This is a genomic window from Nocardia sp. NPDC055002, assembly GCF_053608825.1.
Genome location: NZ_JBSGWE010000004.1, coordinates 926,697 through 942,109, shown reverse-complemented (window position 1 = coordinate 942,109; position 15,413 = coordinate 926,697). Strand labels below are relative to the sequence as shown.

Annotated in this window: 12 protein-coding genes and 1 tRNA gene; 5 read left to right on the top strand and 8 right to left on the bottom strand. The window is 66.5% G+C overall.

What is annotated here, in order from left to right; all coding sequences use genetic code 11:
• Window positions 1-238: 238 nt before the first annotated feature.
• Window positions 239-3,487, bottom strand: a complete 3,249-nt coding sequence (locus tag ACWF99_RS21110) for a (Fe-S)-binding protein (RefSeq protein ID WP_452537152.1) — start codon at window positions 3,485-3,487, stop codon at window positions 239-241.
• A gap of 456 nt (window positions 3,488-3,943) precedes the next feature.
• Between ACWF99_RS21110 and ACWF99_RS21105 the strand changes: the two genes are divergently transcribed.
• Entirely contained in the window at window positions 3,944-4,687 is a 744-nt protein-coding gene (locus tag ACWF99_RS21105; RefSeq protein WP_378635235.1) for a hypothetical protein, read from the top strand.
• 67 nt (window positions 4,688-4,754) lie between these two features.
• Here the strand turns inward: ACWF99_RS21105 and ACWF99_RS21100 are convergent, their stop codons facing one another.
• Window positions 4,755-5,279, bottom strand: a complete 525-nt coding sequence (locus ACWF99_RS21100) for a YdcF family protein (RefSeq protein WP_452537180.1) — start codon at window positions 5,277-5,279, stop codon at window positions 4,755-4,757.
• Window positions 5,280-5,532: 253 nt separating this feature from the next.
• Here ACWF99_RS21100 and ACWF99_RS21095 point away from each other — a divergent pair, with 253 nt between their 5' ends.
• Together ACWF99_RS21095 and ACWF99_RS21090 are read left to right on the top strand one after the other, a co-directional pair.
• Window positions 5,533-6,855, top strand: a complete 1,323-nt coding sequence (locus tag ACWF99_RS21095; protein ID WP_378635233.1) for a UDP-glucose dehydrogenase family protein — start codon at window positions 5,533-5,535, stop codon at window positions 6,853-6,855.
• Between the two features lie 90 nt (window positions 6,856-6,945).
• Window positions 6,946-8,304 carry an Hsp70 family protein gene (locus ACWF99_RS21090; protein WP_378653978.1) on the top strand — a complete coding sequence of 453 codons (1,359 nt, stop codon included), beginning with the start codon at window positions 6,946-6,948 and terminating at the stop codon, window positions 8,302-8,304.
• A 73-nt stretch (window positions 8,305-8,377) separates the two neighbouring features.
• Here ACWF99_RS21090 and ACWF99_RS21085 read toward each other — a convergent pair whose 3' ends face one another.
• The 3 genes from ACWF99_RS21085 to ACWF99_RS21075 form a co-directional block, all read right to left on the bottom strand.
• Window positions 8,378-9,649, bottom strand: coding sequence for a YibE/F family protein (locus ACWF99_RS21085; protein WP_378635228.1), 1,272 nt, complete (start codon window positions 9,647-9,649; stop codon window positions 8,378-8,380).
• Window positions 9,650-10,084: 435 nt separating this feature from the next.
• Window positions 10,085-11,329: a pyridoxal phosphate-dependent aminotransferase gene (locus ACWF99_RS21080; protein WP_378635225.1), complete on the bottom strand. Its 1,245-nt coding sequence runs from the start codon at window positions 11,327-11,329 to the stop codon at window positions 10,085-10,087.
• A 156-nt stretch (window positions 11,330-11,485) separates the two neighbouring features.
• On the bottom strand, window positions 11,486-12,745 hold the full coding sequence (locus tag ACWF99_RS21075; RefSeq protein WP_378635223.1) for a helix-turn-helix domain-containing protein: 1,260 nt from the start codon (window positions 12,743-12,745) through the stop codon (window positions 11,486-11,488).
• 202 nt (window positions 12,746-12,947) lie between these two features.
• Here ACWF99_RS21075 and ACWF99_RS21070 point away from each other — a divergent pair, with 202 nt between their 5' ends.
• Window positions 12,948-13,457: a hypothetical protein gene (locus tag ACWF99_RS21070; RefSeq protein WP_378635220.1), complete on the top strand. Its 510-nt coding sequence runs from the start codon at window positions 12,948-12,950 to the stop codon at window positions 13,455-13,457.
• Here the strand turns inward: ACWF99_RS21070 and dcd are convergent.
• A complete protein-coding gene (gene dcd / locus ACWF99_RS21065; RefSeq protein WP_067455312.1) occupies window positions 13,376-13,975 on the bottom strand; it encodes a dCTP deaminase in 600 nt (199 codons plus the stop codon). The two genes, ACWF99_RS21070 and dcd, sit on opposite strands and share 82 nt — an antisense overlap.
• A 155-nt stretch (window positions 13,976-14,130) precedes the next feature.
• Between dcd and ACWF99_RS21060 the strand changes: the two genes are divergently transcribed.
• Window positions 14,131-14,201 (top strand) — tRNA-Gly (locus ACWF99_RS21060).
• Window positions 14,202-14,297: 96 nt separating this feature from the next.
• On the opposite strand, the gene ACWF99_RS21055 is transcribed toward ACWF99_RS21060, so the two are convergent.
• Together ACWF99_RS21055 and ACWF99_RS21050 are read right to left on the bottom strand one after the other, a co-directional pair.
• Entirely contained in the window at window positions 14,298-14,450 is a 153-nt protein-coding gene (locus ACWF99_RS21055; protein ID WP_396970038.1) for a hypothetical protein, read from the bottom strand.
• A 106-nt stretch (window positions 14,451-14,556) separates the two neighbouring features.
• Complete coding sequence (locus ACWF99_RS21050; protein WP_452537151.1) at window positions 14,557-15,045, bottom strand: hypothetical protein; 489 nt, start codon at window positions 15,043-15,045, stop codon at window positions 14,557-14,559.
• Window positions 15,046-15,413 lie beyond the last annotated feature (368 nt).

Here is a 15,413-nt window from a genome sequence, read left to right as displayed (position 1 = left end):
GTCCGGCCGCCGGCTCTCGCGCCTCAGCCCGCCTTCCGGCCCCCCCTGCCGCGCGGCCCCTCAGGGCCGCGGACACGCGCGCGCCAGCGCGCCAATAAACACAGCGTCAAACCGTCTGGGACTACCGAACAACTGTCCACAGAACCACCCACCCGGCACACCCGAGTACCTCCGCAGAAACCCAGTGAGGCGCGGATTCCGAAGAATCCGCGCCTCACTGGTAGTCCATCTTCAGCTGTCAGCTCTTGCGCCCCGGCGACTTCGCACCGGACTTGAACCCGAGACCTCCCGGCTTGGCAGTCGGCGGCACCACCGAGGTGCCATTGCCATTGCCATTGGCAGGCTCGGCCTGAGCAGCCGGTTCCGCCGCAGCAGTTTCGGTTTCGGCCGCAGCCGACGACTCAACCGGAGCCGCCTCGACCGGAGCAGCAGCCGAAGCCTCCGCAGCCGGAACCGGCGCAGCTGCCGGAGCCGCAGCACCGGGCGCCTTCGGCCCCGGACGCTTCAACCCGGACTTCATAGCCAGACCCTTGGCGGGAACCGACGGCTTCGATTCGGCAGGAGCCGAAACCGCAGCGGCGGCAGGCGCTTCAGCGGCAGAAGCTTCAGCGGGAGCCGCCTCCGCCACTGACGCTTCGGCTGCCGGAGCCGCAGGAGCGGCCGCCTTGGCACCAGGAGCCTTGGCCTTGCCCTTCATCCCAAGTCCCTTGACCGGCGCGGCGGGCGCCGCAGCAGGAGCAGCTTCGGCAGGAGCGGCCTCGGCGGCAGGAGCCTCCGCGGCAGGAGCAGCCGCAGCCTTCGCCCCCGGAGCCTTGACCCCACCCTTCATCCCGAGCCCGCCAGGAGCCTTGGCAGCACCCTTCATACCCAGCCCCTTGACCGGAGCGGCAGGAGCCGCGGTCTCAGCGGCCGGAGCCGCATCGGCCGGAGCCGCGTCAGCCGCGGGAGCCTTGGCACCAGGAGCCTTGGCGCCACCCTTCATACCGAGGCCGCCACCGGGAGCCTTCGCTCCACCCTTCATGCCCAGACCCTTGGCCGGAGCAGCTGCGGCCGGAGCCGCAGGCGCTTCAGCGGATGCCTTCGCACCCGGCGCCTTGGCAGCGCCCTTCATCCCGAGTCCACCGCCGGGAGCCTTGGCAGCACCCTTCATGCCCAGTCCGCCACCGGCGGGAGCGGCCTTCGGCGCGGCGGTGGTCGCGGTCGCGACCTCGGCCACCGGCTCCGGTTCCACCTCGGGTTCCGGTTCAGCCTTGGGCTCCTGCACGACAAGCAGGTTCGCCGACAGCGCGGCGGAATCGATACGGGTGATCGAGTCCAGCATCAACTGCGAGACATCGACAACCTCGACACCCTCGCCCTGACCCTGCTCCTGACGCGCGGTCACACCATCGTTGAGCATCACCCGGCAGAACGGGCAACCCGTCGCGATCTTGGTCGGATTCGTCGACAACGCCTCATCGACCCGATCGACATTGATCCGCTTACCGAGCTGCTCTTCCATCCACATCCGGGCACCACCGGCACCACAGCACATCGACCGCTCGCCATGGCGCGGCATCTCGATCAGATTCGACCCCGAGGCCTCCATCAACTCACGCGGCGCGTCGTAGACCTTGTTGTGCCGACCCAGATAGCACGGATCGTGATAGGTGATGTTCTGCGAAACCGTCGCGACCGGAACCAGCTGCTTCTGGCGCACCAGCCGGTTCAGCAACTGGGTGTGGTGCACGACCTCGTAGCGACCACCGACCTGCGGGTACTCGTTGTTGAGCGTGTTGAAGCAATGCGCGCACGTGACAACGATCTTCTTCTTGGACTGCTCGACACCCTCGAACACCGAGTTGATGACCTCGATGTTCTGCAACGCCAGCTGCTGGAACAAGAACTCGTTACCCGCACGACGCGCCGAGTCACCGGTGCAGGTCTCCTCCGCACCCAGCACCATGAACTTCGTGCCCGCGGTCGCCAGCAGCTCGGCCACGGCCTTGGTGGTCTTCTTGGCCCGGTCCTCGTAGGCACCGGCGCACCCGACCCAGAACAGGTACTCGTAGCCGTCGAAGCTGTCGGCGTCCTTACCGAAGACCGGGATGTCGAAATCGACTTCCTTGATCCAGTTGAGGCGGTCCTTGGAGTTCTGCCCCCACGGGTTGCCCTTGTTCTCCAGGTTCTTGAACAGACCCGCGAGCTCGGAGGGGAACTCCGACTCGATCAATACCTGGTAGCGGCGCATATCGATGATGTGATCGACGTGCTCGATATCGACCGGGCACTGCTCGACACAGGCACCACAGGTCGTGCACGACCACAACACCTCGGGATCGATGATGCCGTGGACGTCCTCGCCCCCGACCAGCGGACGATCCGCCTCCGCACGCGCGGCCTCGGGGATCTTGGCCAGCGCGGCCTCGTCGGGCTTGCCGTCGGCGTCGACCAGACCGACCTCGTCGCCACCGGCGTCCTTGCGGCCACCGGCCAGCAGGTACGGGGCGGCGGCGTAACCGTGGTCGCGCAGCGACATGATCAGCAGCTTCGGCGAGAGCGGCTTACCGGTGTTCCAGGCGGGGCACTGCGACTGGCAGCGACCGCACTCGGTGCAGGTGGTGAAGTCGAGCCAGCCCTTCCAGGAGAAATCCTCCATGCGGCCCGCGCCCAGGGTGTCGACCTCGGGGTCGACGTTCTCCATGTCGAGAACCTTGCCGTTGGAGATCATCGGCGAGGCCGCGCCGAGGGCGACGCTGCCGTCGGCCTCGCGCTTGAAGTAGATGTTGAAGAAGGCCGAGAAGCGGTGCCAGGCGACGCCCCAGGTGATGTTGCGGCCGACCAGGTACAGGAAGGCCATGCCCGACATCAGCTTGATGAACGCGAAGATCGACACCATGGTCGGGCTCGCGGGCAGCAGCTTGGCGATCTGCATGGTGAAGAAGTCGGTCGAGGCGTGGCCGTGGCCGTAGGTGGCGATCTTGCCCGCCTTGACGAAGATCATGCCGAGGCCCTCCATCAAGACGATCGTCTCGATGACATAGGCGGGCGCCATCTTGGAGCCGCTGAACCGCGACAGGCGCGCGGGGATCCGGGGGTGGTTCAGCTGACGGATGATGATCAGCGCGCCGATGCCGACCACGGTGCCGATGCCGAGGATCTCGTCGACCAGGTGGTAGATCGCCCAGTTGCCGATGATCGGCCAGTGGAACGAGCCGTCGAAGGTCTGGCCGTAGGCCTCGAACCACAGGATCGCGCCGAGGATGAAGCCGGTCATCACCAGCCAGTGCGCCCAGCCGACCGTGCGGAACTTGTTCATCCGCGTGTGGGCCGCGACCTCGACGAACATGTTCTTGAACCGTGGGAAGAACGGTCGCCAACGATCGGGGGCCGTCTGGCCGATGGTGATGGCCTTGCCGATGTTCCATGCGCCGCCGATAAACGACGCCCAACAGAACAGGCTGAGCACAGCTCCAATCGTGCCCAACGTGATAGTCAGGGCATTCATGTCGCGACCTTTCTTTCGAGGCAACACGAGGGTCTGAGCGAGGAGACCTCACCCGGTTGCTCGTATCGTAACCGCCACTAAGTTACCGGCCAGTAACTACCGGTGTCCACCGTAGGATCGGCATTTGCGCTCTGACCTTGTTTACTGGGACTTGACCTGTGGTTTGCCTGTGAGCAATATCACAAAAAAGTTTGCCACGGGGTTTCCGTAACGACTGTTGAACACCGTAAACCGTGCGTGAACTGCGGCGAAGCTAAGGTCAGGCTTACTAAGCCCATCGAAATTCCTTCTGGCCTCAGGGGATTCAGTACATTAGGCTCCAGCTGTTCTGCATGCTGTGCCGGTCTTCACACTGCTCGGGGAGAAGTAGGGGACATCTCATAGGGATGCCTACTTGACGAGTCTCGCGTGTCGCTGGATCGCACACCGCACCACACCTGATGGATTGGAACCTGAATGAACTTCCGTAGGACCACTGCGGCTGCCGCGCTGGTTATCGGGGCGATGACCGTGGCCATGGGCACCGCTCATGCCGAAGAGGCACCGCAGGACATCAAATACTCGGTCAAGCTGGTTGACAAGACCGTTGTCGCCACCGTGAAGAACGGCACCTTCTCGGTCGTCGAGCAGGCTGGCGAGACCCCTGAAGCGCCCAAGACCAAGGTCGCCGAGATCAAGGACTCCCGAGGTGGCGTCGTTGTAGCGCTGCCGATCGCCTTCGCGATCAACGGCACCGAGATCCCGACCGCTGTCAAGGTCGCCGAGGACTCCACCGTGCTCTCGCTGACCCCGGAGAAGCCGGCCGGCGTGGACGTGGCGGCCAACCCGGTCGCGGTCAAGCCCGTCCTGAAGGGGCAGGAGATCGCCTCGGCTCAGGAGAACCAGAAGGCGATCAACGACTTCGCCGGCAAGTTCAGCATCGGCACCGCCATCGGCACGTTCGTCGGTACGGCCATCGGCGCCATCGCGGGCTGCGCTATCGGCTTCTTCGTTCTTCCGGTTGTTGGTTGCGTCCCCGGCTTCGGCACCGGTGCCGCAGTCGGTGGAGTGCTCGGCATGATCGCCATCGGTGGTCCGACCATGCTGGTCGCCGGCTTCGAGCTGCTCAACGTCATGCAGGCTGCGGACGGCACCACCGTGTGGGCCGACAAGCCGAAGGCAGTCGCGGCTCCGGCTCCCGAGCTCGCTCCGGCCAACTGATCGGGCTCACCCCCACCAGTTTTCCCGCGTAAGGCCCCGCTCCGCTTCGGAGCGGGGCCTTACGCGTTCAGCAGTCGGCGAACCAGGCCTTCACGAATCCCGCCGACTGATACGCGTAATCCCAAGCCCAGCGAGCGGGCGAGAGGTGCGGTTCCGGGTCGGCGAACAGCAGCTCACCATCCCAGCATTCACCGAGGATGTAGCGGGCCCGGGAGATGTGCGGGGTGAAGGTGACCACGATGACGCGGTCCCAGTCGGCCCCCAGGCGCGCCAGTTCTCGACCTTCACCGAGGGTCGTGCGCGGACTCGGGTCGAAGCAGATCACCTCGAAGCTGTAGCCCCCGTGGCAGATTCGATTCACCATCGGGCTGTGTTCGTAGGGGTTGGAGATCAGGACGCGTGGCGCGTACCCCTGCGCGGCCAACCGCAGCCCGAGTTGTTCGCGCCCGTCGTGCGCCCCACCGAGAACGAGAATCGCGTCGGCGACCTGCGGGTCGTCCGTGCGCGGCCGCACATACACCGGCCACAACGCGACCACCGCGATCAGCATCACCACCAGTGATCCACCCGTGGCGAACAGGACCCGACGCACAGTCAATGCTCCATCCGCGATGGCGTATTCATGCGATCCCGCACGATTATGCCAATCCCCGCGAACCCGGGCGGCTCGCCACGAGTGCAGGCCGACGATCCGAACCGTGCACCCGGCAGCTATCGCATTTCCGCAGGTGAGGGCCCCGCACGCCGATATCCCCAGCTCGCGTTTCCCCCTGTACACCAGATGTTGCGCCCCCTCTTGCCTCGCTGACGCGGCGTAGCCACGCGCGCCGCTTACCAACAGAACTATGCGATGCACAGTCTTCGGAACGGGGTACCTCGGAGCCACGCATGCAGCGTGTATGGCCGAGTTGGGACACGACGTGGTCGGGGTGGACGTCGATCCCGGCAAGGTGGCCAAGTTGGCCGATGGTGTGGTGCCGTTCTACGAGCCAGGACTCGAGGAAGTGCTGCAACGCAACCTCGCCGCCGGCCGTCTGCGATTCACCACGGATTACTCCGATGCCGCGGCCCATGCCGACGTCCACTTCCTCGGGGTCGGGACACCGCAGAAGAAGGGCGAGTACGGCGCCGATCTGAAATACGTGCACGCGGTGGTGGATACGCTCGCCCCGATGCTGGAACGCCCGGCGATGATCGTCGGCAAGTCCACCGTCCCGGTGGGAACCGCCGCCGCCCTCGGCATTCGGGCTCGCGAGCAAGCGAAGGTCGACGTCGAGGTCGCCTGGAACCCCGAGTTCCTGCGCGAGGGTTTCGCGGTGCAGGACACCCTGCGCCCCGACCGCCTGGTCCTCGGACTGGATCACGGCCGCGAACGCTCGGCGTGGGTGCAGGAGCACATCCGCGAGATCTACGCCGACCTCATCGCCGCCGAGATCCCCTTCCTGCTCACCGATCTGGCCACCGCCGAATTGGTGAAGGTCTCGGCGAACGCCTTTCTGGCGACGAAGATCTCGTTCATCAACGCCGTCTCGGAGGTGTGTGAGGCCACCGGCGCCGACGTGACGATGCTGGCCGATGCGCTCGGCTACGACGCCCGCATCGGCCGCCGGTTCCTCAATGCCGGACTCGGTTTCGGTGGCGGCTGCTTACCCAAGGACATCCGCGCGTTCATGGCGCGCTCGGGTGAGCTCGGCGCCGATCACGCCGTGGCGTTCCTGCGTGAGGTCGACAACATCAACATGCGCCGCCGCACGAAGGTCGTCGACATGGCCGCCCGCGCCTGCGGGGGTTCCCTGCTCGGCGCGAATGTGGCGGTCCTCGGCGCGGCCTTCAAGCCCGAATCCGATGATGTGCGCGATTCGCCCGCCTTGAACGTGGCCGGGATGATCCAGCTGCACGGCGCCGTCGTCACCGTGTACGACCCCAAGGCAGTGGAGAATTCGCGCCGGGTGTTCCCCACGTTGAACTACGCCACCTCGGTCTCGGAGGCGTGTGATCGCGCCGATGTGGTGCTGGTCCTTACCGAGTGGAACGAATTCACCGCTTTGACGCCGGCCGACCTCGACCCGGTGGTACGGTCCCGTTCGATCATCGACGGTCGCAACTGCTTGGACAGCACAACCTGGCGTGCGGCCGGGTGGGTATACGCCGGACTCGGCACCCCGTAGAGTAACGAGCCAAGCGGGGGCTGGGCGGATTTCGGTCCGCGTTATCGCAGTCCCTCGCATGTCGTGCAGCACGGACGAGATGGGCAGCGGATGAGTTCGGTTCTGGGAATATCGGTGGGGGCCGGGACGGTGCGCCTCGCGCGTCCGCAGCACGGTGGCCCGCACGGTTCCGTTCCGCCGTATTCGTTCGAGGTGCAATCGATCTCGATGCCGGAACAGCAGGCCGAGGAGTCCGCCGCCGACGCGATCGCCGCCACGCTGGCCGCGTCGCCGGAGATCGCCGCCACCACCATCACCTTCCGCAGCGAACCGCAGGCCAGGGCGGTCCGCGCGGCGATGGCGCGACGCCAGCTCACGAACTACCAGCTCGTTCCCGAAGCCGTTGCCGCCGTGCACTTCGCCCATGCCACCAGCGATATGCGGGAAGTGTCCACCCTGGCCGTCTACGACCTGGGCAGTTCGGGTCTCACGGTGAGCGTGATCAACGCCCGCACCAGCGATGTGTACCAGTGCGAGCGGATCAGCGACATCAGTGGCGACTACCTGGATTCGCTGATCAGGGAGCAGCAGATCGCCTCGGGCCGGATCGCGCATCCGGCCGACCCGGCGGGCCTGGCCGCTCTCGACGGTCTGTGCCGGGCCGCCAAGGAGCAGCTGTCCAACAGCAACGCGGTAGCCCTGCCCAGTGAGCAGGGCTTGGTACTGCTCACACAGGAGAATTTCGAAGCGCTGATGATGCTGGCGATCGAGTCGTCGGCCCGGATGACCCGCGATGTCATCATCCGCGCGCAGCATCCGGTGCAGGCGGTGCTGGTTCTCGGTGGTGGCGCCCGGATTCCGTTGATCGCGCGCGTGCTCGAGCGCACGATCGGCGTGCCGGTGATCGTGCCCGCCGAGCCGGAGACGGCGCTGGCCCGCGGTGCCGCGCTGCTGGCCCGCCCCGCCCAGGTCCAGCAGGCTCCCGTGGCCCCGGCGCCGATCCCGGTGGGCGACCACGACGACGCCACCCCCGCCTGGCTCACCGCGCCGACCCGTGGTCGTCGCCCGCTCAGCGCACTCACCAGCCGCGCGCATTCCCGCCGGGAACTGAACGTGGCGGTGCTGACGGTGAGTTCGCTGGTGGTGGTCGCGGCGATCGGCCTCGGCCTCGGTTACGGCCCCGAAGTGCTCGAGCGCGGTTCGTCGAGCGATGGTTCGCAAGCCGTCCCCGCCACCACCGCGCCGCGCCCCACCGCCGTCGGCCCGACGACGGCCTCGGTCGCGACCACCGAGGCTCAGCACGAAACCGTCGCCGCGCCACCGGTCAATCCGCGTCAAGCCGAGGAAACCACCGCCGCGCCGCCGTCCCAGGGCCCCAACACCTTCACCGTCGTCCCCGGGCTGCCGCCGGTGGTGCTGCCCACCCTGCCCCCGGTGGTCCTGCCCGGCTTCCCGCCTGCCGGCCAGTAGCCGTCCTGCCTGCTGAACGCCGGACCGGTTCGCCGAACCGAGTTCCGCGGGCCGGACCGGCGTTCGATCAGTCTCAGTTGCGCGCGTGCCTGGCCCGCGCGGGCGCCACCGCGGCCTGCTTCGCACCGAACGGCCGGGCCAGCATCACCGCGATCGCGGTCGTCAACGGCACCGACAACGCCAGCGCGATACCGCCCACCGCCGAACGCGTGATCTCGATGGCCACCGCGTCGCCGGTCAGCACGTCGGTGATCGATCGCCCCGCGATGCTGAACAACAGCAGCAGCGGCAGCGCCCCGCCGGCGTAGGCGAGCACGAGCGTGTAGACCGTGCTGGCGATGTGGTCGCGCCCGACCCGCATGGCCGCGGTGAAGATCTCGCGACGCGACGCTCCTTCATCGAGCGCGGCGAGTTCGAAGGCCGCCGAGGCCTGCGTGATGGTCACGTCGTTGAGCACACCCAGCGAGCCGATGATGAATCCCGCCAGCAGCAACCCGGTGATGCTCACGTGCTGGATGTAGGTCGCCACGTTGGTGTTCTGTTCTTCGGACAGCCCCGTGAGATGGGTGACCTCGATCGCCAGCCAGGACAGCACGGCCGCCACCACCATCGACGCGAGCGTGCCGAGCAGTGCCGAACTGGTCCGCAGATTCACCCCGTGGGCGAGGTAGAGCACCACGTAGAGAATCAGCGCCCCCGACACCAGCGCGACCGGGATCGCCGACTTCCCGTCGAGCAGCGCGGGCAACAGGAACATCACCACCACGCCGAACGCGAAACACAACCCGACCAGCGCCCGGAATCCCCGCCACCGCGCGACCACACAGATCACCACGACGAAAGCGAGCACGATCAAGGTCAGCGGCAGCCCGCGCGAGTAGTCCTCGAACGCGTACATGGTGACCCCGGACGGATCCGCGGCCCGCACCACCCGGATGTCGTCGCCTGTCCGCAGATCGGGCTGCCCCGGCCCCGGCGCGATCTCGAACAGCGTCTTCTTGCCCTCGTCTGGCCCCGACCTGATATCGATGATGCTGCGCTGACAGGTGTAGGAGGCGGTCCGCGGCGGTTCCGGCTTGTCGGCGAACACCTTGCCGTTCGATGGACTCCCGCAGGGCCCGATGTCCTGCATGACAACGGTTCCGGCCTCGGTCTCCACGGCCCCGCCGGACATGGTCTGCATCGGCAGCGGAATCTCGACGTGCTGCGCGCTCGGCCACAGAATCACCGTCGCGACCAACACCACCACCCCGATGATCCCCAGCAACCCGACGACGACCTTCGCCGCGGTGTCACTGATGGCGATGGGCCCGGAATGGTCGTGATGGTGATGATGCTCGCTCACGACCAGAGCTTAAAGGACCTCGTTTTCAATAACACGCCCGCAACACCAGATCTCGCGACAACATCGGTAACTCCAGTACCCCTGGCCGCACAAAAAAGCCTCCCCGGGTCCAGGTCTGACCTGGACCCGGGGAGGCGGGTTTGTGGGCGGCGGAGAGCAGGGGGGTGTCTCCGCCGCCGGAGGCAGGCGCCCAGGGGGGTAGGCGCGCGTACCTAAGGCTCTCGGTTGTCCAGGGGGGGTAGACAACCGGGCCAGGGCGCCGAAGCGCCGAGGTCTACTGTACACAAAAGATGGACTTTTGCACTAGTAGATCTTCAAAACATCCAACATTCCGAACTCACAGTCTGTTTTACCTGGCATACCAGGATGGCCATCCTGCCCAGAGCCCATAAACTCACTGGTCAAAGCCGTGACAGGTGAGCATCGCCTGTAACTCTACTGCCGGTAACTGGACAGGAAATTACCGAACCGCTCGATCGCCACGGCCAGATCCCGCGCCCACGGCAGCGTCACGATTCGCAGATGATCGTTCGCGGGCCAGTTGAAGCCGGTCCCCTGCACCATCAGGATCTTCTCCTGCAACAGCAGATCCAGCACGAGCTTCCCGTCGTCGTGGATCTCGTGCACATTCGGATCCAGCCGCGGGAACGCGTACAGCGCGCCACGCGGCTTCACGCACGACACACCGGGGATCATGTTGAGCCGCTCCCACGCCACATCGCGCTGCTCGAGCAAGCGCCCGCCGGGCAGGATCAGATCGTCGATGCTCTGATGGCCGCCGAGCGCCACCTGGATGGCGTGCTGGGCAGGCACGTTCGGGCACAGCCGCGAGGACGCGAGCAGGTCGATGCCCTCCAGGAAACCGGCCGCGTGCTCCTTGGGCCCGGTGATCGCCAGCCAGCCCGAGCGGTAACCGGCCACCCGGTACGCCTTCGACAGACCGTTGAACGTCAGGCACAGCAGATCGGGAGCGAGCGAAGCCAGCGAGATGTGCTTGGCGTCGTCGTAGAGGATCTTGTCGTAGATCTCGTCGGCCAGCAGCAGCAACCGGTGCTTGCGCGCCAGGTCGACGATCTGCTGCAACACCTCCGCCGAGTACACCGCACCCGTCGGATTGTTCGGGTTGATCACCAGCAGGGCCTTGGTCTTGTCGGTGATCTTCGATTCGATATCGGCGATATCGGGCTGCCAGCCGTTCTCCTCGTCGCACAGGTAGTGCACCGGAGTACCGCCGGCCAGGCTGGTCATGGCCGTCCACAGCGGGTAGTCGGGGGCCGGGATCAGCACCTCGTCGCCGTTGTCGAGCAGCGCCTGCATGGTGACGGTGATCAGCTCGGACACCCCGTTGCCGAGGTAGACATCGTCCACATCGAGCTCGGGGAAGCCCGGCACCAGCTCGTACCGGGTGACGATGGCACGCCGCGCCGACAGGATCCCCTTGGACTCGGAATACCCCTGGGCATACGGCAGCGCGGCGATGATGTCGCGCATGATCACATCGGGGGCCTCGAAGCCGAACGGGGCGGGATTGCCGATGTTGAGCTTGAGAATGCGGTGGCCCTCGGCCTCCAGGCGTGCTGCCTGTGCGTGAACCGGCCCACGGATCTCGTAGACCACGTTCTGCAGTTTCGTCGACTGCTCGAGAACGCGCGGGGGCACATGCGGCGATTGAGGACTCACGCGTCCATGTTGCCATCCGAGGCAAACTCTTTCCGCTTACCCGCGGCTATCGGCCGGACCCAGGCCGGTGAGACGCGCGTTGACCGCTGACGGGCAGGTTGGCGGGCAGCTGGCTTGTACCCCATGTTCGTGGGTAACCAGGCGCCAGGTGATCAGCTACGGTCGGGGGTGGCTGCCGAGCGCCGCGGTCGCCACACAGAATTCTTCGATGCGTTCGTCCAAGCCGCGCGCTTCCACCGCGTCGCGATAGGTCGGGGCGGCAATGCGCCGGCGCAGGCCGACGAGGCGTTCGCCGAGCTGGGCGATGCGCTTGTCCTCGGGCAGGTCGAGAACCGGGCGCAGGGCGTCGGCGGCGCCGTCGATGCTGCCGTTGATCAGGTGGGCGGCCGCGTTGTCGACGCGGGCCAGCGATTCGGCGCCGTAGGAACGTTGCAGCGGCGGGCCGCTCGTGTAGAGAGTGATCGCGCGTTCGGTGGCGGCCAGCGCCTGTTCGGCGCGGCCGAGCTGGATGCAGGTGGCGCCGGCGTAGTAGGCGGCCTTGGGCGGGCCGAAGCCGAACACCCCGCCGATCTCGTCGTGCAGTTCGTCGCGGCGGTCACCGGCCGCCACCTCGGCCGCGCGCAGGCACCGGTCGGTCTCGGCGTCGCTGCCGAGCCGCGCCCACACCCTCGCCTCGATATTGAGCAGCCGCACCCGCCCCAGTCCCGGCCCGGCGAATTCCTGCCCGCTGCGCGCTAATTGGACGGCGTTGCGCGGCCGGTCGGACCAGTTCTCGATCAGCGCGTGCATGCCGCGCGTCCACGCGCGCAACCCGTTGTGCCCGCTCAGTTCCGCGTAAGCCCATGCGGCCCTGATCTGTTCGCCCGCGGCGTCGAGGTAGCCGAGGTCGGTGCTCGCGTTGGCCAGCAGCCCGGACAGTGTCCCCGCCAGCAGATATAGGTGGCTGGTGTCGACCGGCTTCTGCTGCCCGTCGAGTAGTCGATACACCCGCCTGCGCACCCGCAGCATCTCCACCATCATCGGTGCCGGTGCGGCATGGACGTATTCGTTGGCGATGCGCCGCACGTCGGCGTCGAGCTGGGCCAGCGTCGTGGCCCCCACGTTGGTGCCCTCCGCGGCGGCCGCGTGTTCGCTGGCCTCGTGCGCAGCCGCCATGATCAACTCCCTCTCCGACAACACCTCGGGCACAGCACCTTTGACAGTTCCCGCATCGACGAACGCGAGCAGGTCGGCATCACCCGCGGGCGCCAGCAGGGTCGAGAATCGCGCGCGCACAACATCATCGGACCGGGCCAGTGACGTATCCAGCGCGGCCTGATTCACCGGACGCGGGCGAACCCGCACCCCGCCCGCCTCCCACTTCGACACCAATCGTTCGTGCACACCGAGATGAGCCGCGAACTCCCGGATGCTCATTCGTTTGGCATCGCGAAGAGCTCTGGCCTCTCTCCCTGTCCACTCCCCGACCACGGCGTCACCTCATCCGACGGACAACTCCCCCCAGAGTACGAGCGTCACAGTGAGACACGCCACAAGTTCGTGGAATCGGTTGCCAGAGGCAGTGAAAGGGCGGTGCGGGGCAGTGGTCACGCGCACGTGCGTGCGCGATTCTGGAAGCGTGGAAGCCAGAACTGTCGACGACTGGGTGCGGTGTTACCAGCGTGAATTCCGGCTACCCGTCCGCGAGCGCGGCGGCTTTGTGATGCTGCCGATCACCGACCGGCTGTGCGTGGTGCATCTACCGACCACGCGCGCCGAGAAGGTGCTCATGGCGCTGCGCGAGCAACGCTGTGAGGGTCCGGTGCTGGCGCGTCAGATCCGCTGGAGCGTGCTCGCCGTACCCGACGCCAGGCCCTCCGAGGAAGAGGCCGCCGAGCTCGCGGGGCTCGATATCGATATCCCCGGCACCGGCAGCGCCGTGATGCTGCCGACCAACCTGGGCCGCTGGAGTCGCGAGGGCTGTCACTGGGTGCGGCCGCCGTCCGGGGGCGGCGACACCCTGCCCGCGCTGTCGCTGGTGCTGAGTATCGCCGTGGCGGCGGGCCCTCAGCGGGTCTCGACCGCGCTCAGGGAATCGGGAGAGAGGGGAAAGTTGAGGTACGACCGCGACGGCGTCGGCCCCCGCTGACCCTGATACTTCGACCCAGCCTTGGCGCTGCCGTACGGGTGCTCGGCCGGGCTGGACAGGCGGATCAGGCACAGCTGCCCGATCTTCATCCCCGGCCACAGCGTGATCGGCAGATTCGCCACATTCGACAGCTCCAGGGTGATGTGCCCACTGAACCCCGGATCGATGAACCCCGCCGTCGAATGCGTGAGCAGCCCGAGCCGCCCCAGACTCGACTTGCCCTCCAGCCGCCCCGCCAGATCGTCGGGCAACGAGCACACCTCGAGCGTGGACCCGAGCACGAATTCCCCCGGATGCAGCACGAACGGCTCCCCCGGCTTCGGCTCGACCAGGCTGGTCAGCTCGTCCTGCTGCTGCGCCGGATCGATATGGGTGTAGCGACTGTTGTCGAACACCCGGAACAGCCCGTCGAGGCGCACGTCGATGCTCGACGGCTGAACCATCGACTCGAGCATCGGTTCGACACCGAGACGCCCAGCGGCGATCTCGGCCCTGATGTCACGATCGGAGAGCAGCACCGGCCCAGTGTAGGCAGCTACGGCCCAGGTAGGACCCCCACCCCTGCGCCCACCCCCGCCGAGCGCCCTCATCCGCCCACGAGCCGTTCCCCGACAACCCCCGCGTCACCGCGCGAGAGTTCTGATAGAGTCGCGAACGCGCCCAACGGCGTAGTGCCGATGTAGTTCAATGGTAGAACTTCTGCTTCCCAAGCAGATGGCGCGGGTTCGATTCCCGTCATCGGCTCAAAGACAAAACCCCCAGGTCATCCTGGGGGTTTTGTTGTTTCTGTCGGTCTGGCCAAGGTTCTCCCGAGGGGCAGCCGTGCCACACACGTGCCACTTAGGCACTGGAACGTCCGTCGCGGTAGTCCTTGGCCATCTGCGAAAGATCGCTGGCAATGCGGCGTTCGGCGTCATCGGTTGCCCGCTGGTAGATCAGCGCGGCCCGCATATCGTCGTGGCCCATACGGGACATCAGATCCTTGGTCGACATCCCCGACTTCGAGGCCCAGCATGTCGGCGCTTCTGGAAGCCGTTCGCGGCAAACCGATCTCGCAGTAGAGCAGCGCCCGTCACCTTCAGCTCATCGCCGAGCTGACCTATCCGTGGTCTATTGGATCTGCGAGCAGCACCACCCGGTCGGCTGCCGGGTCGAACCCGAGCAGTGGGTATCCGTACTGACCTTCGGCGCTCATAAGCACTGGCTTGCCCAGTCGACGACCGATCGCGCATACGAAGTCGCACAGGGTATCCACTCCCGCCTGGCCTTGCAGCTCACGAAGGTCGACGTCGAAATCGATCTCTGTGGCGGACATCGGCCAAAAGGTCACCTGCACGCCCGGGGCAGGCCAGACCCGCAGTCGGATGTATTCCGCATCTGCAGGGGGCGGCAGCACCTCCGCAGCAGGCGGCAACGGTCGCACGGTGTCACCTTCCAAGTAGTCCCATGGCCACCCGCTGGACTGGACGAGGTCGAACACCACCTGCCAATCCGCGACCGTGACGTCCGGCACCCAGAGATCCGGCAGCGTACCCATCAGGTTCGGGTCGAAGAAGTTCTTGACCTCTTTCCACAGCAGATCCGACATTCCGGCCATGCTGCCAGGGCAGCCAGTCGGACCGCACCCTGATTTCATCGCTCCACCGCAGAATGTGCGGTCGCAGCTTGAGGTCGACCACATCCCAGGGCCGCCGGTGAACGTCCCGAGTTGTTCAACGCCAGTCACTTTCACGGAGTGGTTGCTGAATTTCGCTATATAGAGTCAAGTCGCCTGCGGCGGCGCCTGCGCGCCGCCGCCGCGCGGACGACGCGCAGTGGGCTTGCTCGTACCTCACTGCCCGGCCCGTCGGCACGTCGGCGACGAGCACGCGCTTACCGAAGGCGACCGTTCCTCACTGGCTCAGCTCCTCTGTCAACCGAACAGCGCTGGGCACGACACCAGCCGTCCCCGACCGA

What these genes read in the sequence shown, in the direction of transcription:
- ACWF99_RS21055 (WP_396970038.1), bottom strand. Translation starts at nt 14,450, where the DNA reads ATGTCGACCAAGGATCTGATGTCCCGTATGGGCCACGACGATATGCGG.
- ACWF99_RS21090 (WP_378653978.1), top strand. Translation starts at nt 6,946, where the DNA reads ATGAGTTCGGTTCTGGGAATATCGGTGGGGGCCGGGACGGTGCGCCTC.
- ACWF99_RS21110 (WP_452537152.1), bottom strand. Translation starts at nt 3,487, where the DNA reads ATGAATGCCCTGACTATCACGTTGGGCACGATTGGAGCTGTGCTCAGC.
- ACWF99_RS21105 (WP_378635235.1), top strand. Translation starts at nt 3,944, where the DNA reads ATGAACTTCCGTAGGACCACTGCGGCTGCCGCGCTGGTTATCGGGGCG.
- ACWF99_RS21075 (WP_378635223.1), bottom strand. Translation starts at nt 12,745, where the DNA reads ATGAGCATCCGGGAGTTCGCGGCTCATCTCGGTGTGCACGAACGATTG.
- ACWF99_RS21095 (WP_378635233.1), top strand. Translation starts at nt 5,533, where the DNA reads ATGCGATGCACAGTCTTCGGAACGGGGTACCTCGGAGCCACGCATGCA.
- ACWF99_RS21050 (WP_452537151.1), bottom strand. Translation starts at nt 15,045, where the DNA reads ATGTCGGATCTGCTGTGGAAAGAGGTCAAGAACTTCTTCGACCCGAAC.